This is a genomic window from Microvirga vignae (assembly GCF_001017175.1).
Taxonomy (GTDB): Bacteria; Pseudomonadota; Alphaproteobacteria; order Rhizobiales; family Beijerinckiaceae; genus Microvirga; species Microvirga vignae.
The window spans coordinates 23,396-40,436 of record NZ_LCYG01000046.1; the positions used below are offsets into that span (position 1 = coordinate 23,396).

At 59.7% G+C, this 17,041-nt stretch carries 18 protein-coding genes; 6 read left to right on the forward strand and 12 right to left on the reverse strand.

Translation table 11 applies throughout. The annotated features are described in order from the left end of the window. Positions 1 to 35 precede the first annotated feature (35 nt). Entirely contained in the window at positions 36 to 296 is a 261-nt protein-coding gene (locus AA309_RS18455; RefSeq protein ID WP_047190488.1) for a hypothetical protein, read from the forward strand. A gap of 157 nt (positions 297 to 453) precedes the next feature. On the opposite strand, the gene AA309_RS18460 is transcribed toward AA309_RS18455, so the two are convergent. The 3 genes from AA309_RS18460 to AA309_RS18470 all read right to left on the reverse strand — a co-directional run bounded on the left by AA309_RS18460 (position 454) and on the right by AA309_RS18470 (position 3,693). After that, complete coding sequence (locus tag AA309_RS18460) at positions 454 to 1,134, reverse strand: ParA family protein (protein ID WP_047190489.1); 681 nt, start codon at positions 1,132 to 1,134, stop codon at positions 454 to 456. Positions 1,135 to 1,177: 43 nt separating this feature from the next. Further along, on the reverse strand, positions 1,178 to 1,555 hold the full coding sequence (locus tag AA309_RS18465) for an HPF/RaiA family ribosome-associated protein (protein ID WP_052954822.1): 378 nt from the start codon (positions 1,553 to 1,555) through the stop codon (positions 1,178 to 1,180). A gap of 680 nt (positions 1,556 to 2,235) precedes the next feature. Next, a complete protein-coding gene (locus tag AA309_RS18470) occupies positions 2,236 to 3,693 on the reverse strand; it encodes a coiled-coil domain-containing protein (protein ID WP_150117633.1) in 1,458 nt (485 codons plus the stop codon). Between the two features lie 1,999 nt (positions 3,694 to 5,692). Between AA309_RS18470 and AA309_RS18480 the strand changes: the two genes are divergently transcribed. Both AA309_RS18480 and AA309_RS18485 read left to right on the forward strand, forming a co-directional pair. Beyond that, positions 5,693 to 7,201, forward strand: a complete 1,509-nt coding sequence (locus tag AA309_RS18480) for a S8 family serine peptidase (RefSeq protein ID WP_047190491.1) — start codon at positions 5,693 to 5,695, stop codon at positions 7,199 to 7,201. A gap of 27 nt (positions 7,202 to 7,228) precedes the next feature. Then, positions 7,229 to 7,465, forward strand: a complete 237-nt coding sequence (locus AA309_RS18485) for a hypothetical protein (protein ID WP_047190492.1) — start codon at positions 7,229 to 7,231, stop codon at positions 7,463 to 7,465. 30 nt (positions 7,466 to 7,495) lie between these two features. Here AA309_RS18485 and AA309_RS35295 read toward each other — a convergent pair whose 3' ends face one another. Then, positions 7,496 to 7,639: a hypothetical protein gene (locus AA309_RS35295; RefSeq protein ID WP_160310492.1), complete on the reverse strand. Its 144-nt coding sequence runs from the start codon at positions 7,637 to 7,639 to the stop codon at positions 7,496 to 7,498. A gap of 653 nt (positions 7,640 to 8,292) precedes the next feature. On the opposite strand from AA309_RS35295, the gene AA309_RS18495 reads away from it, so the two are divergent. After that, positions 8,293 to 8,892 (forward strand): hypothetical protein, encoded by a 600-nt coding sequence (locus AA309_RS18495; RefSeq protein ID WP_150117634.1) that lies wholly within the window; start codon positions 8,293 to 8,295, stop codon positions 8,890 to 8,892. Between the two features lie 240 nt (positions 8,893 to 9,132). On the opposite strand, the gene AA309_RS18500 is transcribed toward AA309_RS18495, so the two are convergent. From AA309_RS18500 to AA309_RS18515, 4 genes are all read right to left on the reverse strand, one after another. Beyond that, positions 9,133 to 9,930, reverse strand: coding sequence for an MBL fold metallo-hydrolase (locus AA309_RS18500; RefSeq protein WP_052954824.1), 798 nt, complete (start codon positions 9,928 to 9,930; stop codon positions 9,133 to 9,135). A 297-nt stretch (positions 9,931 to 10,227) separates the two neighbouring features. Further along, positions 10,228 to 10,917, reverse strand: a complete 690-nt coding sequence (locus AA309_RS18505) for a DUF6064 family protein (RefSeq protein WP_047190495.1) — start codon at positions 10,915 to 10,917, stop codon at positions 10,228 to 10,230. Next, positions 10,917 to 11,780: an aldo/keto reductase gene (locus AA309_RS18510; RefSeq protein ID WP_047190507.1), complete on the reverse strand. Its 864-nt coding sequence runs from the start codon at positions 11,778 to 11,780 to the stop codon at positions 10,917 to 10,919. Before AA309_RS18510 ends, AA309_RS18505 begins: the two co-directional genes overlap by 1 nt. A gap of 147 nt (positions 11,781 to 11,927) precedes the next feature. After that, positions 11,928 to 13,154, reverse strand: a complete 1,227-nt coding sequence (locus AA309_RS18515; RefSeq protein WP_047190496.1) for a multidrug effflux MFS transporter — start codon at positions 13,152 to 13,154, stop codon at positions 11,928 to 11,930. 647 nt (positions 13,155 to 13,801) lie between these two features. Between AA309_RS18515 and AA309_RS18520 the strand changes: the two genes are divergently transcribed. Beyond that, positions 13,802 to 14,227, forward strand: coding sequence for a DoxX family protein (locus AA309_RS18520; RefSeq protein ID WP_047190497.1), 426 nt, complete (start codon positions 13,802 to 13,804; stop codon positions 14,225 to 14,227). Positions 14,228 to 14,283: 56 nt separating this feature from the next. Here the strand turns inward: AA309_RS18520 and AA309_RS35300 are convergent, their stop codons facing one another. After that, positions 14,284 to 14,460 carry a hypothetical protein gene (locus AA309_RS35300; RefSeq protein WP_160310493.1) on the reverse strand — a complete coding sequence of 59 codons (177 nt, stop codon included), beginning with the start codon at positions 14,458 to 14,460 and terminating at the stop codon, positions 14,284 to 14,286. Between the two features lie 68 nt (positions 14,461 to 14,528). Continuing rightward, entirely contained in the window at positions 14,529 to 15,080 is a 552-nt protein-coding gene (locus AA309_RS18525) for a GNAT family N-acetyltransferase (RefSeq protein WP_052954826.1), read from the reverse strand. Positions 15,081 to 15,173: 93 nt separating this feature from the next. On the opposite strand from AA309_RS18525, the gene AA309_RS32210 reads away from it, so the two are divergent. Beyond that, positions 15,174 to 15,566: a glycoside hydrolase family 1 protein gene (locus tag AA309_RS32210; protein ID WP_052954827.1), complete on the forward strand. Its 393-nt coding sequence runs from the start codon at positions 15,174 to 15,176 to the stop codon at positions 15,564 to 15,566. Positions 15,567 to 16,203: 637 nt separating this feature from the next. Here the strand turns inward: AA309_RS32210 and AA309_RS33255 are convergent. After that, positions 16,204 to 16,551, reverse strand: coding sequence for a DoxX family protein (locus tag AA309_RS33255; protein WP_052954828.1), 348 nt, complete (start codon positions 16,549 to 16,551; stop codon positions 16,204 to 16,206). 112 nt (positions 16,552 to 16,663) lie between these two features. Beyond that, complete coding sequence (gene grxC, locus AA309_RS18540) at positions 16,664 to 16,918, reverse strand: glutaredoxin 3 (RefSeq protein ID WP_047190498.1); 255 nt, start codon at positions 16,916 to 16,918, stop codon at positions 16,664 to 16,666. Positions 16,919 to 17,041: the final 123 nt, after the last annotated feature.

Genomic DNA, 17,041 nt, shown 5'->3' on the forward strand with positions numbered 1-17,041 from the left:
CGACCGCTGACCGGAACACCATCAACGACTTCAGTATGACTGATGACAGCATTTACCTGGATAACGCGGTCTTCACCAAGCTGGGCTCAGGCTCACTGGCTGTACCGAAGCTGCTGAGCAGCGCGTTCTTCAGGGTTGGCACCAAGGCGCTGGATGAAAACGACCACATCATCTACGACAAGACGGCCGGCGACCGGCACTACGATGCGGATGCCTCTGGTCAGGGTACGGTTATGGCCTTCGCGAAGGTGACTGCTAACCTCGCTCTCTCGTACAAGGACCTGCTCGTCGTCTGATGATAATGTAAAGAGAGGCGCCCTAACTGGAAGGCTTGAGCGCTCTCGCCGCCAGTTTAATCGAAATCTCTTGGCTAAAGCCGCTTCATCAGCCGCGCCGCTGCCACGCCGAGTTGAGCATCAAGCATCTCCTCAGCAGCATCGTGGCAGGCATCGTTCACGAGACTGCTTTTAGAGGGATCGCTGCGCCTTCATCAGCTATCTCAATGGCATCCGACCTTCTCAGTCTCGCTGTGAGCCATTGCAAAACCGCACGCACCTCATCGGCAGCTTTTCCAAAAGGGCTGAACTCAGTCACGCCCAGACCCGACGCAAGAGCGTCTACGTGATCGGACCGATGCGCCAGTGTCGGGTCACATAAGCTCCCAAGCAGTTGGAGAGCCATACGTGCATTGGAGGTCCGACTCGTTCGCCCGCCCGCTGGACATTGATTGAGGACGAATGCGAAAGGCTTGTCGCGTTCGTTCAGGTACCGAACGGTAGGTTTGCTGGCCTCAATATCGGCGACACTGGGTCGGACCGGCAGCAAACAGAAGTGTGCCTGTCTCATAGCTTCTGACGCGGCATGGCTGTCCGCCCCGGGCGTGTCAATGATCGCCAAGTCGTAGCCTTGCCGGTCAAGAGTGTAGAGGCGAGTGGAGAGATAGGTCCAGGGAAGCGAGTGAACCTCGGGCGCTTCAGCGGTGCGCCGCTTGTACCATTCTCCTGTTGTCCCCTGGGGGTCGATGTCGAGAACGACGACTTTCAAGCCGCTTTCCGCCGCGGCCACTGCGAGTGAAACAGCTAGGCTGCTCTTACCAGTCCCACCCTTCTGGGTGACGAACGACACGATGTGCATCAAGCATCTCCGCCCAAAATCCTAATCTGCTGTACGCATCTGGTCACATCACCGGCGATGAACTTAAAGCATCCCGAGGAATAGGATCTCTGTCAGTCCGGCTCACCTTACTCTCACGCAACGCGTGCTTGGCTCCTCGAAGCTGGTTCTCGACCGCGTCCAAAGCGCTCTTGAAGGCCACATGGCAATCTTCGTGCTGAAACTCGGCGCGTACCATCTTGAGCGTGGCTAACTGAATATCGATGGTGCAGTGGAACAAAGGCCCTTCACAGGTCACGTGTACCAAGGCTGTGCTGAGCCGCCCGAAGTGTTTGATTGTCGTGCGAAGGATGCTTGTCTCGGCAAGCTCGCGAAATGCGTCCCCTAAGTCGAGGTTCGGGCTTTGGACAGCAATTAGCTTGCTTGCGCTCTGCAGGTCCATTCCATTCTCCTGTGTTCGTGGGCATAGAGGTCGGGGCCACACATTTCACTGACGGGGGTAGACGACGCACAACAGGCCTTTGGCCATTTCAAAAGAAGAGCGCCCGTTCGGCTGGCGCTCTAAGGTAGGTCGCTGACGCGACCGTCTCAGGAAGAAAGACCCTGCCAAGAGGCACTAGGTAAGGCTGCGCCCGAATGGTAAATGAACCATTACCAGAACAGCCCCGCGGACGATTATTGGTCGCTCCTGCCTGCACCATGAGCATTGGCGTAAAGCTCGCTCGCGGTGAGCAACATTCAGGAAGTTCGGCTGCCGCATCTTGAGCCCCGCAGTTGGGGTCGGGCTCTAGAATCTTTTCATCAACCGCCCCGCCGCTAGGACGAATTGCGCATCGAGCATCTCCTCAGCGGCATCATAGCGTGCAACCCACCGCTCACAGGTCGCCCAGCGCATTCCCTTTAGTCTGGGCGACCGATCCCACTTATCGGGGTCCGCACCACCGGGGAGCCACGCCTTCGCCGCCGCCTTCCTGCACTTGACTTCTGAATCGAAATCTCTCGGCTAAATCCGCCTCCTGCTCCGCACTTCTCCCGCATGGCCAAAGACCCTCCTGCCAGTGAGCTCCCTTTCGTCCTTCCGGGCGTTAGGCAGTGGACAGGACGTCTCCACTGGATTCTCACCTAGTAGAACGCCCAGAGCCCATCGACAGGCAGTAGGATTGCGGGCAGATCCGGAGCGAGGCCCTCAGTGGCGGAATTCTCCCGAGCTGGTAAGCGAGGAGAACGCTTGAGCTTGACGACTTCGTTTCTGTCTGCCGCTTCATTTGGCTTATGGCTTCCGGAGGGTGACCTGACCGATTTCTCCTCTTCGGATTTTAGCGGGAGGTTGCGGCGACGGGTCTGCGCCGCTGCTTCATCGGACAACTTGCGCTCCCTCTCGACTTGGGGAGGGAGAGACACCTGCCGAGCCTTACGTTGGGAAACATCGCCCTCCGTACTGGATCTGCTGCTTGGCTTAGCACCGCCCTGGAATGTATGGATTGAAGACTTGAGCAGGATAGGAGTGGTTTGGAAAAGCAGTGCGGCGGGTACGAATTCTGCGCGGGCTTCCAAATCCGCGATTTGCCCCTGCAACGCATGCACGCGATGGAGTGCGGCAGCGGTATTCTCTTTCTCCTGACGGAGTGCTTCCTGGATTGCAGCAGTGCTTTCCGCTTGGGCTTTCAGAGCTAAAATTTCTTGCTGGAAAGCCACCAGCTGGCGAGTGACCGAAGCGTTGCGCTCTCTCTCTTGCTTTAACTGGCCCTGCATCTTGGCCTCGCTCTCCCGGAGTGCAGAGAGTTGCTTCTGCACAGCATCCAACTGCTGGGATGCGGCATCTGCACGCTCTTTCTCCTGGGAGGCTGAGCTTATCGCTCCGTTGGAACTGACTCCGCTTGTCTGGAGCGTAACGAGTTCTCTTTTCAGAGTCTCGATTTCGCGGGCAGCAAACCTTGCCGCAGCTCTCTCCCGCTCAAGAGCTGCTCGCAACTCGGGTGCTTCTGCGGCGCTCCCCTTGAGAGTTGCAAGTTGCTCCTGCGCTTCGGTCAGTTTCGCAGTCAGTTCCGATAGGGCAGCTTTACCCTTTTCCACCTCTTGGGCATGCTCGTCTCTCTTGTCCGCTGCTCTTGAGGCGTTCTGCGTCATTGCTGTGAGTTGCCCTCGTACGAGGCTCAAGTCTTGGATGGCTGAAGCAGTTCGTCCTTTTTCCTGCTCCAGTGCATGCTCAAGCTCTGCTACTCTGGCCTCCTTTTCCCTCAAAGCTGCGATTTGCCCTTGCATAGCGTTCAGCTCTCGCAGCGCTGCTTCAGCACGCCCCCTCTCTCTTTCCGTTGCATCGGCCGGTTCGCCTGCATTGCTCCCCTTTGCTCTCACGTCGCCAACCGGAACGTCCTGAGCAAAGCGCGTGTCTTGCCGCTCACGTGCCATAGCTTGCAGCATTTCCTGCAGTTTTGGATCCTGAATACTATCAATGATGATGATGGCGAATGTCCCTGCATCTACAGCAGCCTCGAGCTTCTGCCGTGCTCCAGTCAAATCCCCCTGCCGCAGCAATTCTCCAACATCCGCAGCGAGCGTGCTTCTTTCAGGGCTCGACACAAGGCTCTGAATAAGTGAAGTCCAATACCATTGCGATGCTCCCGCATGAGGAAATATTGCAAGACCCTGTTCCGCCGAATGAGGGGTTGTTCGCGCACCCCCTGGGGCTTGTTCCTCTCCCGTTTGAGGCAGTCGGGGAGTGGCTCCGCCAATCTCGTCACCTGCGAGGCCGTGCGACGAATACGCAAACATACCCAAAGCAACTACAGTGGGTACAAGGCTCCACCATCCACGTCGCCCCTCGGATACGTGCTTGCTGTAGGAGGTGCTTGAAGGCCAACTGCTCTGTGGCACCATGGCAGCCCTCTGAAAAGATTGTTGGTAGGTGTAATGCCGGCGGAGTGCTAAAATGACTTGGAAAATCCCACGACGCGGAAACGAATGAAGTCATAAGCAGGTTCAGAAAATACCCGGCAATTCTGGCAACTTTGGGCATTGAATACTGATGCCGGCCTGACCTTTCCGAAGTAATTCTTTATTGTCCGCAGCCAATAATACAGGCCGGCTCGCATTCATAAGACCTTCTGTCGCAGAATGCTTAGAAAGCAGGTGTATGCAACAGGACGCCGGACAGCAACCGTTTCATCAAGATACCACCGTCGCATCTTAAGCCTTAAAACATCGCGGCGATGCGGCCTGCTTGATCCAAGCGGCACGTGATCCGTGCTTGCCGAACCTGCACCTGATTGCCTCGCTGAAACAAGATTCTGGCTTCAACGGGAGCTGAAAAGCCACCGCCCTTGACACGGACAGTCCGTCCGGCACTGGCGACGTCGACTTGCGTGGCCCCATAGCGCAAGGCGCCGGAGATAAGTGCGTTCCGGCAGGACTGAACAACGCTCAGCGGCGTCCCGGGTTTGGCGCGCAGAGGTTGGAGCAGGTATATGCTCCGGAACCATCCGCTATCGCCGCCCCCTTTCTCAATCGGCAACAGCGCCTTTGGAACGGCGGCTCCTGCTAAGGACGACGTTGCAAGGGCGGTGGGAGCAATGCTGGCGAGAAATCCTGAGGTGCGTGCCTCGTCGGAGACATGTTGGTCGGGATTGCCTCCGTTCATCGAGGCTGATGTTCCTGTACCGACGGAGCCTACTCCCGACACTCCGCTTCCGTGGCCTCCCAAGCTGGCTCCCGCCACGCCACTGAAACCCTGCGACCCACCTCCGCTACCTGCGCCGCTCAGGCTGCCTCCAGCGCCAATGCCATTCGGGCCAACGCTGCCGCCTATGGAAGCCCCGCTGTCTCCACTGTTGATGCTTCCTCCCGCACTGAGCCCGTTGGATCCGATACCTGCATTAGCCGAGGCTCCCACGGCGCCCGCATTAACTCCTGCCCCACCGCTAATGCCACTCGGGGCAAGGCCGCCGCCAATGGAGGCCCCGTTGCCTCCGCTGTTGAGGCCCGCTCCGGCGCTGATCCCGCCAGATCCAACGCCAGCGCTCACTCCTGCGCCCGGTCCAGCAGCACCTCCACTCACGCCGAGGTCGAGTGCGGATGTCCTCTCGACCTGCACGATTGTGAAGACCAATAATGACAGAGCGGCGATAGAGGGTTGTACGGCCCGAGCTAAATGGATCCGTTCAATCGTGAGAGGACACGCCACTGTTAGCCTCCCTCATGCAAGACGGAGCTATGCCGCTTCCATCAGGTTATTGCCCCAGCGAGCGTGAGCAAGATGGGCATAAGGCGATGAAGAATACCCCGTGCGAGTAGGTTGCGGGCTTGCGAAAGCGGGCTCGCTTCTGCATGCCAGCAGTCATTCCAATCTCACTCCGTGGGCCTCTCCCGAAATAGCTTTGTTAACCGGAGGAGTGACGGACTATCGAGCATTGCCACCGTCTCTGTACCTTGCATGTTCGAAATCCGGTCCAATCCGCCTACCGAAGTGCGCCTTACTGCCAGTAACTTCGCTGTGATAAGGTCTTCAGACTAAACGCAGTGGCAGCACGCGGCTCGCCCGACCCTGTCCTGCTTACCGCAGTCGGACGACCAGAGAGTGAAGATGGCCCGGTATGTGATCGCAAACCGCCGCGCTGGCAAATTCAGCGCCGCAGCCAAGGCGACCTCACGAGCAGAGATTGCCACCGCCCTTGCCACCATGTCCTTCGCGACAATCATCCACGACAAGGATCCAGGCGACCCGCTGGCCCGGCGCGTGACTGTCGTCGAGGCCGACCCCGGGGCGATGGCCACGTACAAAGCGGGGCTGCCTCACGATGTCATCGTCGAGCCGGAGATCATGCACTATCGGGAATGGCCGCCGCCCCGGGACGTCATGCCCTTTCGCCGCCAAGGAGCAGCATCCGCGGCAGTCGGCGCGCATCCGTTCGTGATCAGTGTCACGGGGGGTGGCCAGCCGCTCCCTTTCGCTACCGTGAAACTCTATGTGCGAGGCTTCGGATCAACGGTGGAGTTGACCGGCCAAACTGATGCGGCCGGTGAAGTCCCATTCCAGATTCCCCTCGGGTACCAACCCTCCGTGGCGGTCGTAGCTCCCCTCAGCGCCTTCTGGTCAATGGTTGTCCGAGGCGCTGGCCTTCAGCAAGTGATCGAGTGTCCGCCGCTTCCGTTCGATGGACCTCTCGGCTGGTGGCATCAGGCGCTCGGTCTCGACGGTGTCGATTCGGGTTCTGGGAATGGAGTTCGTGTGGGTGTCGCGGACACGGGACTGGGTCCTCACCCCGATCTGGCTCATGCGGTTGCGGTCGGAGCCTTCATCGACGGCGCCGTGCTGGGGGCAGATCAAACCCAGGACGTCGACTCTCATGGCACCCATGTGGTCGGCACCATCGGGGCACGACCAACAAGCCTTGGCACGTACTCCGGGATCGCTCCTGGATGTGGGCTTTTCGCAGCCCGGGTTTTCCCGTATGCCGAGGCTGGCGCAAGCAACGCGGACATCGCGAACGCGATCGACGCGCTGTCCCGGACCCACCAAGTAGACCTCATCAACCTGAGCCTCGGCGCAACCGAGCCATCCGAGATAGTGCACGACGCGATCATCGACGCGGCGGAGCGGGGCACCCTCTGCCTCTGCGCAGCCGGGAATGACGCGGGTCCCGTCAACTATCCGGCTGCTTTCCCCGAGGCGGTCGCGGTCAGTGCGCTGGGGCTTGCCGGGTGGGGTCCACCGGGAAGCCTGTCGGCCTCTCGGTTGCCCTTGGATGCGTCCCTCTTCGGGCGCGAGAACCTGTATGCGGCCAATTTCACCTCTCACGGACCGCAAGTTGTCTGCGGTGCCCCCGGTGTCGGGATTATTGCCACCGTACCAGATCGTCATGGCACCGTCGGCCTCTACGCTGTGATGGACGGCACCTCGATGGCCACACCAGCCACCTGTGGAGCATTGGCCGCCGTGCTCTCAAGGGATCCGGGGTACCAGGCGATGCCCAGAGACATAGGTCGATCCCGAGCCGCCAGAGGGATCCTTCAGGCAAGCTTGCGGGACGTCGGGCTTCCCCCTTCCTACTGTGGCCGGGGGATCCCATTTGCAGGACAAGCTGTTGTATAGTGGAACCTGAGATGGGGAGGGTTGGTCTTGGCCACCTATGTAGTCGCGATCAGGCGTGAGGCACGGTTGGAAGCCGTGACAGCCGAGGAGCGCGTCCGCCAGGTGCCCGGCGTTCACGTCAAGGGCGCAGGCAATCCAAGTCGCGTCGTCATCGAGGCGTCGCCCCAAGCAGTCTCCGAGATTGAGCGCCGCTTCGGCGACAAGGTCATCGTGGAGCCCGAGATCCGCCACGAGCGCCTTGGGGGGCGAGATCCTCGGGACTAAAGGCCAAGTCGAGTGCAGGACCCGCGCCTTTCAGGCCTCTCTCCGCTGATGCGGTTCATCAAGAACGCGACGAACAATCAATCCTGCACCAATGTCTGACAAATATGCAGGATGATTGGCGGTTTCCGTCAGCTTGGCAACGTTGCGGTTTTTATCGACGCAGATCTGAGGCATGCCAGCCTCATGGCAGTAAGGCGCTTTGATCCATTCGCTTCAGCGCCGCTTATGCCAGGTGGCTTCCCGTCCTGTGAGGAGTATGCTCTTGCCGAGGCGAGGGGGCGGTCTCACGGAGGAGGCCCTTTGCGAGGTCATGCCACGCAATCCATATCAAAATCGATGGGCGAACCGACGTGGGCACCTCAGGGTTGACCAAAAGATTCTCACCGTCACAGCACCCTATGGCCGGAAGTCGGCTGAGATTGCCCAGCGGGTGGCACACGAGACCCTTGCTCACCAATCCCTGCAGGAACTGGTCCAACAGGAAAGGGTCTGCAAGGGCTCGACCCTCTGACCGAGCACGACTTCAGCAAGCTTAGGAACTCGCCGTGGTTTTCGGCTGGCTGTCCATCTTTGCGCGCCAACCCTGGCGCGATTGGCCTAGAGGTTTGGTCTGAACCCCAGTCACCAAGTCTGACATGGGTGCCACCCACGAGTCCGGCAGGGATCGTCCGCTGATTTCGGTCGACGGCTGGTTCAGGGGAGTGTGGCACTGGACGAACCGAAGCATGGCTGGACCATAGCGAGCCGTTTCAAGCTTGCTCTGATCCCTGCGGGCGGAACCATTCCTCTTGAGACCTCATTGCCGTGAGCAGGAGATGGAGGTTCCGATGCCTGACGAGAAGATCGATCAGAAACGCCCAGTCGACGCCGAAAACGAACCGAAGCCGATCCAGCAACGGCATGTGGACGATACGGTCGACGATAGCTTCCCGGCCAGTGACCCGCCCGCGTGGACCACATCAGCATCCAAAAGCGTTGCCGCCGAATGTGAGCCCGACGACCTGAACGAAGCTCCCATACCGCCTGGCCAGGGAGTTGATGAGGGTGGCTACAACCGCTCCCATCAAGCTTCCGACTTTGTCCACGATCTCTACCGGCGTGGCCAGACTTACATGGAGCAGGGCAGGCGGTATCTGCCGGAGGCCGAGCGTTACTACCGGCAGGGCACCGAAGCCATGAGTCGGCCGGTGCAGAAACACCCGCTCGCCACTGTACTTGCCGTGGGTGCACTCGGCTGTGCCGTGGGCTGGCTCCTTGGTCGCCGGGCACCGAATTCTGGCATGGGGCGTCAGTGGCATGCCGGCTCCAATCAGCGCCCGAGGCAAACACAGAACTGGCGCCCGGTACCGCGGGCAGCTCGTGGAGCAGGGCACTTTACCGCTCACGACGGGACAGAGGCGGCAAGCCACACGAACAATAGCTTCTGATCAGGTCGGCCGGCATAGCTTTCCGCCGCGAACCGGGTCCTTGGCCTCAGCCACAAAGGCCAAGGGCTCACCAGAGTTGAGGCGAAGGCCCCTGCCTCAACGTCTGGCTACCGGATAGAAATGGCGCAAAGGGCAGATGCCGGTAATCCTTTGAAAGTATTGGTGAGCGCACTGGGACACGAACCCAGGACCCTCTGCTTGAAAGTCAGAGATTTCCACTGAGGTATGTTCGGCAGCCTTTCAATGCCCCGGCAGGACCAGGATCTTCGGACTCTTCGGCAGCGTGGCGCGCGACAGGGTGATGGCTGCCGTGTCGCTGAACTCTACCGGGAAGTGGTCCCTGGCAGAGGTGAGAAAGCGGTTGAGGGTTGATGGTCCAAAGAAATGCATGGGAATCATGAGTGGTGCATTGATCGCACGCAGCACCTCCATCATGTCGAAGGTCTCCAGCGTGTAACTCCCATCCACCGGCACCAGCAGAACATCAATGCGACCGAGCCTCTTGAGATGCCCAGGCGAGAGGGTGTGATGCAGGTGACCTAAATGCGCGATGCACAGCTGGGCCGTCTCAAACACGAAAATGGAGTTGCCGTCGTACTCCGTCGCCCCGCCATAGCTGCGAATGTTGGTCGAGACATTGCGGATACGCACATCCTGCACCGTCAGATCGTGGACGACAGGATCTCCGGCCGGGTTCCAGCCCCTGAGGACATACTTGATGGCTGGATCCGGGTGATAGCTGAAGTGGGTGGAATGGGCCTTGTTCATCGTTGCCACATCTGGCGTGACGCGCGGACGTGTGCCGTCATTGTAGTCCGTGGCAATCCGCACCCCCTGTGGCGTCTCGATCAGGAAGGTGGCATGGCCTACGAAGGTGAGGCCGACCTCATTCTGGCGCAACGCAGCCCTTGAGAACAGAGTGTCTCGGGAGGCGATCAAACCAGGACAGCTCTCCGGCTCGGCAGCCGCGACTGGCTTGGTGAGGCTAAGGCCAACGCAGGTGGCGATCAAAAAGGCGGCTCGAGCGAAGCTCAGCATTGATGCCTCCAGTGCTCTGGGTCTCTAACAGAGCAGGTGGTTCCGAAGCTGTCAGCCAAGCTCAAGACTTAGGGGCAGCAATCCGTTCGTCCACATGCGGAACACTTACTGCCAACCGATGCTTTGCCATAGGCCATATCCATGGAGATGATCCATGTCAGGGAGTATAAGGATCTGTGGGGTACCCAGTCATGGATCTGTTTCAGGCTTCCGCCATCTCAGCACGGTTACCTGCCCACAAAACCTCATGCTCTCCAACACGGGCGCTCAGGCTCAGGAAATCGATTTCAACTCCCTTCAGGTTTCCTGATCCTGCCCTCGCGCAGACAACACCCGAGAGACGGCCAATCCAAGAGCAATAAGGGCTGCCACAGGCATGACCCAAGCATCCGGCGAGCCCATCGTCCAAAGGGTTGCTCCGCTGAGCGCGCACCAGATCAGCGGAATGATCATAAGCCCCCACGGAGGCCACTTGTCCATGGTCAGGAGGATGCCGAGCGTGGCAAGCACGGTGGGATCCGGGGCGATGCCAAAGATCTCTGTCTGCTTCCAGTCACGACCCACAAGCAGTCCGATTAATGGCTGGATCACGAGCGCAAACAGGAAAAGAATCAATCCGGCCCTGCTGCTCCAGTCTCGATATGGCCGGAAGAAGCGCCGGCCTTGAATGGCACCCAACCAGATCAGCAGTAGCGCCTCGAAGACGAAGCCGATGGCGAAGTATCGCGCCGCCCAGTTGATCGTATCGTACTGCTCCAAAAGGTAAGCCCAGGCCGTCCAAAGCCAGCCGGCCGCGAGGATCATCGTCACCATCGAGCCTTGCCAAGCACCAGCGCGATGCAGCCGCCACAGAACGACGAGCCCGAGCAGCAGCGCCAGGATCTGCGCCGGCCAGATTGCACGGTTGTAGAGCTCGAACAGACGATAATAGGTGCGGGCCGAAAACAGCAGGAAATCCGATAGCGTGTAGGACAGCCAGTCCCCCATCAGCGGCCCTCGACAGAGGCAATCATGCGAGACCGCATCGCGGCATCCGGCAACCGTCCGCTGGCCGCCGCCATGTTCTCGCGCACATGATCCACCCGGGTCGTTGCCGGGATAGCGCAGGTCACAGCCGGGTGAGACAGGATGAACTTCAGGATGAACTGCGCCCAGCTCCGTGCGCCAACCTCAGCCGCCCAAGCTGGGAGCGGGTAGCGTTCCAAGCGGTCGATCAGGGCACCCTGCCGGAACGGACGGTTGACGATAACCGCAATTCCACGCTCCGCCGCCAAGGGTAGAATGCGCTCTTCCACCTCGCGGTCGAGGATGTTGTAGGTCACCTGAATGAAGTCGAGCGGATGCTGGCGCATCACACGCTCGAACTCGCGGTGCCGGCGTCCTTCCGAGGTCGTGATCCCGACATAGCGCACCTCACCGGCCGCCTTCATGGCGAGCAGGGTCCTGAGATGCGCCTCCCAGGCCAGAAGATTGTGGACCTGCAGCAGGTCAAAGCGAGGCACCCTCCAATGCCGGCGTGACTCCGCGATTTGGCTTGGGCCAGCGGATGCGGACGAGGTCCAGACCTTGTCGGCTGAGAACAGTCGAGGCGGATGACCGAGCTTTTGCAGGCCGTAACCGACCACATCCTGCGACGAGCCGTACATGGGCGAGGAGTCGATCAGGCGTCCACCGGTCTCAAAGAATGCCCGTATGACCGCGGCACAGCTATCCCGTGCTTCATTGTCGTTGCCGACATTGAACGTAATCCAGGTGCCAAGCCCGACCAGGGGTAGCGCCTCGCCAGTCGAGGGAATGGTTCTGGTGAGAACCGGACCCGGCTGCGCGGCTCCGGTCAGAGGCCACATCATCGCGGCGGCGCTGGTCGCTGCCAAGGAGCCGAGGAAACTGCGGCGGTTGAGGCAGTGCGAGTGCTCCATTGAATGCTCTCCGTACCTGCGATCCCTGGTCGTTGCACCACCCCATCCGTGGATCCGCGGCAGTAAAGCCAAACCCTCTCACACTCTGGTGGCAGGATTTGATCTGCGCCGATCTGCAACCAGTCCGAAAGAGGCAAGTGCGAGCAACGAACAGATCGCCATGATCGTGATCAGCGGCCAGACAGTGGAGCCAAGCGTAGCACCAACAACCGGAGCGACAAGCGCACCGAACCCGATCTGAAGGCTGCCCGACAGGCCAGCCGCCGCGCCCGCAGCCTCCGGCTTCACGCTGATTGCACCGGCAATGCCGCTCGGCAAAACCAGACCATTCCCTAGGCCAATGAAGAACATCGGCCCGAACAGAGCCACCGGGTGCAGGAAACCCATAGCGAATGTGATTGCCATGCCGGCGACACTGGCTAGGGTCACGAACGTGCCGGCCAGGATCATCCGGTTCGGTCCGACCCCACCCGCGAAGCGGCCGGAGGCAAAGTTACCCAGAATGTAACCGCTCGGCACAATGGCGAAATAAAAGCCGTATTCTGCCGGGCTGCGGCCCATCAGTTCGATCATCACGTAAGGCGCGCCTGCCACGAAAGCGAAGAACACCGCCGAGACGAAGCTGGCGGCCAGCGTGTAGCCCCAGAACAGCCGAGAGCGGAACAAGCTGAGATAGCTGTGCAGGAGTTGCCGGATGGAGCCTGCGGCATCGCGATTGTGGTTGGTCTCGTGCAACTGCCAGGAGGCGACGACCAGGACCAAGCCGCCAAACAGCATCAGGAACACGAAGGAGGCGCGCCAGCCATACAGGGTTTCGAGCACGCCGCCCATGGTCGGTGCAATCATGGGGGCGACAGCCATACCCATGGTGACATACCCGATCATGCTGGCCACCTGCTTGCGCCCATATAGGTCACGGACGATGGCACGGCTCAGTGTAATTCCGGCACAGCCGCCGATGGCCTGCACGACACGACCGAAGATCAGGAGGCCGACATTCTGCGCTGTCAGGCAGACCAGCGAGCCGAGCACGAAGACGAGGAGCCCGATCAGGAGCATGGGCCGTCGGCCGAAGCGGTCAGAGAGCGAGCCAATGATCAACTGCCCGCAGGCCATGGCCGCGAGATAAAGCGACAGGGTCAGCTGGATGGTGGCGAAATCAACCCCGAAGGCCCGAGCCATGCCCGGCATGGAGGGCAGGTACATGTTAATGCCGAGCGGGCTTACAGCCGAGGCGGCGATGAGCAAGGCGATGAAGGAAGGCTTGGCGGCAGGCTGTGTCGCTGCGACGCTAGTATGGGTCATGATTTCCAAATGTCTGAGGCAACGGTGGTGACGACTTAGAACGCAGAGCTGTCCTGATGCCCCTCTTTGTAGCACAAGCTCGGACCCGATCAGGCCACTAGGAGTGCGAGTTGGAGCAGCTAGGGGAGCATAAGGATCCGAGGGGCGGTTACTGATGAAAGGGTTTGAGGGCGCGCCATCGCGATACCGCTATCGGCTCATCAGTGAGGACAGATGCCAAGGCAGCAGAGCTGCCTATAAAACCTCATGCTCTCCAGTACCGCTCTGACGGCGAGGAACAGCTTAGCGTTGCCGTCTTCATGCCAGAATGGCGCTGAAAATGTCTATACTTGGAGTTTGCGACAGAACCGGCAAAACAGGTTATGAGCAAAACAAAAGGTTTGGTAGTTACTCACGCTGAAGTGGCAAGTTCCACAGCGAGCGCCGATGCTGGTCCCTGACTTCAACGTGCTTCGGCCCTATTTTTTACCTCTGTCAGCGCCTTTACCGCAGCGAGTCTATTCCTCGCCAGCCTTTGATCGAAGCGCGGCGGGAGCCTGCTCTTATTCCGGAGCAGGAAAAGACGGGCGAACTCGGGGGCTCTGAAGGACGTTTGCCATGATACGTCCGGGTTAGAACTCCCCGTGAGGTCGAGAAGGATCGCCCTGATGGCCTACTCAGACACGCTGGACCGCTGGTCCCCTTATGCCTTGGCCGTTCTGCGGATCGTGACGGCGCTGATTTTCATGCTGCATGGAACTCAGAAGCTGCTTGGCTTTCCTGCTCCACCTCAAAGTGGGATGCCGCCAGTTCTGTCGCTGTTTGGGATTGGAGCTGTCCTTGAACTTGTCGGCGGCCTATTGATCCTGATCGGTCTTTTCACCCGCCCTGTAGCCCTCATTCTGGCCGGGGAGATGGCCGTAGCCTACTGGATGTTCCATGCTCCGCAGAGCGTGTACCCCGTGCTCAATGGCGGGGATGCGGCGATCCTCTACTGCTTCGTGTTCCTGCTGTTTGTGTTCACCGGCCCAGGAGCATGGAGCGTCGATGGAGCACGAGCGCGAACAGGTCCGCGCCACTCCTGGGAACGATAATCGGCAACGGCTGGATCTCGCTGCCTTCCAATTGCTGAACGACTAAGGCCCGAAGGCTACTTCACAGGCATGGGCTCTTTCGTTGGAGCGGAAGCTGTGCTCTGGGCCGCTGCATCGGCCTCGTGCTTCAGCTTGCCGATAGCCTGAGTGCGTCGGGCCTCAAGCTCCTTCTGGCGATCCGCTTCGGCCTTCGCCCGATCCTCGGACACATATGATCCCCGATAGTGGCACATGGTGTCCTCCATTCATGCAGAACAAAAGCTAACGCGATTTGCGTATCGCGGTTCCGGCTTGGCCTCTCTTACTCTTGGTTGTCGAGCAGCCGGATCATGTGGACCTTGTTCACAACCTGACCATTCACCGTCAGCATGGCGCGGGGCTCCCGTCCGAACTCCACAAAGCCGCATGAGTGATAAAGCCGTTCCGCAGCCGTATTCCCTTCCGAGTACATGAGCAGGACTTGCCGAACGCCCTGAATGCCTGCTGCCTCGGCAAGGGTGCGTTCGATGAGCGCTCTGCCGATGCCGCGAGCACGACACGAGGGCGAGACCGCCATTCCGTACAGGTGAGCCTTATGGCGCTCCTGGATGCGAGGCAGCACATCGAGACCGACGATGCCGACCATTTCCGAACTTGCTTGGTCGAACGCTCCAAGGACGAAGTCATGGGGCTGCTGCGGCGAGGCGATCCGCTCCTTCACCCACTCAATGGGTTTGGCCCGGTATTCGTCATAGGTCACGATGAAAGCCGATGGCGTGTCCTGAAGCGCCTGAAGAACAAAGGCGCGGTAAGTTTCGGCGTCATCATGGGTCAATCTACGGATCGAAATGGGTTCGGCTTGTCCACTGGTCATTCCGTTTACCCCGTTTGCGGGCGTTCATTATGGCTCACAGAGCGTCGCCCATCAGCATCCCAAAATGGTCATCTCTTTCCGCCCAGAATCACCATGAACCTCCTCATCATCGGCGGCAGATCCGGGCGAAGGCGGCTCGACATCTTGTCGCCTGCATTCATCGACCGCTTTGCACGCTTTGCGCGTGTGGCCGCGCAGGTTGTCCGGGACGAAACCGATGCCGTGCCGTTCTATGTGCCGGTGAACGAGATCTCGTTCTGGTCCTGGGCTGGCGGGAGCCTCGCTTACATCAATCCTCTTGCCTCTGGGCACGGCAACGAGCTCAAGGCGATCCTTGTGCGAGCCGCGATCGCGGCCGTTGAGGCCGTGCGCGAGGTCGATCCACGTGCCCGCATTGTTCATGCGGAGCCTGCCATCCACGTCGTTCCGCGCTCCGGTTACCCGCAGGATATCCGAGCGGCCCAACATTACACCTTAGCGCAATGAGGCGCTGGACTTCCCGTCAGGGCGCCACCGTCCCGAGCTGGGCGGCCGGCCTGACGACGTCGATATCGTGGGCGTGAACTGTTACCTCCCCAATCAGTGGATCGAGGGCGACCGGCCTGGCTTCGCATCATCGGCCATGAGGTCATCGCTGCACGGAACGCAGGCGTCCCGGTCGACGGAATCTGTCTGTACCCCATCCTGGACTATCCTGGTTGGAATGACGACCGGCTTGCCATACCGGCGGCGAACCCGACGCTTGACGGCGCGATGGTCCATGGCCGAGATCGGCTATCAGGATAAAACGTAGCGACTTCCATCCGCTTTATCGACAGCCGCAGGTTTTTTGTGGCTGTGCCCTGATGCAGAGCCGCGGCAGCCCTGTTCCCGGCCTCACACACAGCCCCAGGACAAACTCCGGCGGCGGCAGTCAGTTCTGTGTCGTCGAGGTCGAAAAATCCATAGCTGTCCACAGTGGGACGCCAAGCGGGGTACGCCGGATCTGCCCGATCGTGCCTTCGACAATCATGAAACGGGAGTTGCTGTTGTCGAGCTCCTTCAGAGCGTTGATGGTCGCGCGGATGTAGTCGACGGTCCGGTCGAACTCCTTCTCGGAGTCTGCTCTGGGCTTTCCGATTTCCTACATGGCCCGTCCGGCCATAACGGCGTTGTCGATCTTCTTTGTGTCTGCCATTGCGGTCACTCTCCGCCAACTGTTGATGAGCGAGCCCCAGAGATCGACAAGGACGACCCCGAGCAGGATCACGCCGGGAGGCAGATGCCCGAACTCGCGATTCCGGACCATAGTCACGATCACGCCAATGGCCACGAGAAGGCCTAAGTGCAATCCAAGAACCCGGGTGCCGTCCATCAGCGGCAGCACAGCCGCAGTGAGTTGAATGGCGCCATTGGCTAGATTGAACGAGGACGGAAAGTCCCAGGCGACGAACTTCTTGCGCATGCTCTCGGGGCCAATGAGGTTGGCCACCCCGTGATGCCGAAGAACGCAACTAGAATATAGGTCAGCCATACCGGCCAGTTAGAAAAATCCATTGCGACGTCTCATGACAGAACCAATGCAGACTAGATCTTAGACCGCTTCAGCCCTGCAGTAGAGGATCGAGTTGTCCCTTGTCGACGAGGGCATGCAGGTCATCAGAGCCGCCGATGTGCCGGCCCCTGATGAAGATCTGCGGTACCGTTGTGTGCCCGCCCGCCTTCTCGATCATCTCCGTCCGCTTCTCCGGATTTGCCTCAATATCAATCTCGGTGTAGCTGGCTCCCTTCTGCGCGAGCAACTTCTTGGCCGAGGCACAGTAGGGGCACCAGCTTTTTGTATAGAGGATAATCTCCATGGTGCTCTCCGTTACATGGATCTATCACTTGGTGACCCGCAGACTTGGATATGCATGGTCACCGGGTATAATAGGCTTTGTCCCGACGATGCATTCGTCTGGATTAGAGAAACAGTGGCAGAT

Coding starts and splice junctions, on each gene's coding strand:
- AA309_RS18455 (WP_047190488.1), top strand. CDS start 36: ATGACTGATGACAGCATTTACCTGGATAACGCGGTCTTCACCAAGCTG.
- AA309_RS18460 (WP_047190489.1), bottom strand. CDS start 1,134: ATGCACATCGTGTCGTTCGTCACCCAGAAGGGTGGGACTGGTAAGAGC.
- AA309_RS18465 (WP_052954822.1), bottom strand. CDS start 1,555: ATGGACCTGCAGAGCGCAAGCAAGCTAATTGCTGTCCAAAGCCCGAAC.
- AA309_RS18480 (WP_047190491.1), top strand. CDS start 5,693: ATGGCCCGGTATGTGATCGCAAACCGCCGCGCTGGCAAATTCAGCGCC.
- AA309_RS35295 (WP_160310492.1), bottom strand. CDS start 7,639: ATGCCTCAGATCTGCGTCGATAAAAACCGCAACGTTGCCAAGCTGACG.
- AA309_RS18495 (WP_150117634.1), top strand. CDS start 8,293: ATGCCTGACGAGAAGATCGATCAGAAACGCCCAGTCGACGCCGAAAAC.
- AA309_RS18500 (WP_052954824.1), bottom strand. CDS start 9,930: ATGCTGAGCTTCGCTCGAGCCGCCTTTTTGATCGCCACCTGCGTTGGC.
- AA309_RS18505 (WP_047190495.1), bottom strand. CDS start 10,917: ATGGGGGACTGGCTGTCCTACACGCTATCGGATTTCCTGCTGTTTTCG.
- AA309_RS18510 (WP_047190507.1), bottom strand. CDS start 11,780: ATGATGTGGCCTCTGACCGGAGCCGCGCAGCCGGGTCCGGTTCTCACC.
- AA309_RS18515 (WP_047190496.1), bottom strand. CDS start 13,154: ATGACCCATACTAGCGTCGCAGCGACACAGCCTGCCGCCAAGCCTTCC.
- AA309_RS18520 (WP_047190497.1), top strand. CDS start 13,802: ATGGCCTACTCAGACACGCTGGACCGCTGGTCCCCTTATGCCTTGGCC.
- AA309_RS35300 (WP_160310493.1), bottom strand. CDS start 14,460: ATGTGCCACTATCGGGGATCATATGTGTCCGAGGATCGGGCGAAGGCC.
- AA309_RS18525 (WP_052954826.1), bottom strand. CDS start 15,080: ATGACCAGTGGACAAGCCGAACCCATTTCGATCCGTAGATTGACCCAT.
- AA309_RS32210 (WP_052954827.1), top strand. CDS start 15,174: ATGAACCTCCTCATCATCGGCGGCAGATCCGGGCGAAGGCGGCTCGAC.
- grxC (WP_047190498.1), bottom strand. CDS start 16,918: ATGGAGATTATCCTCTATACAAAAAGCTGGTGCCCCTACTGTGCCTCG.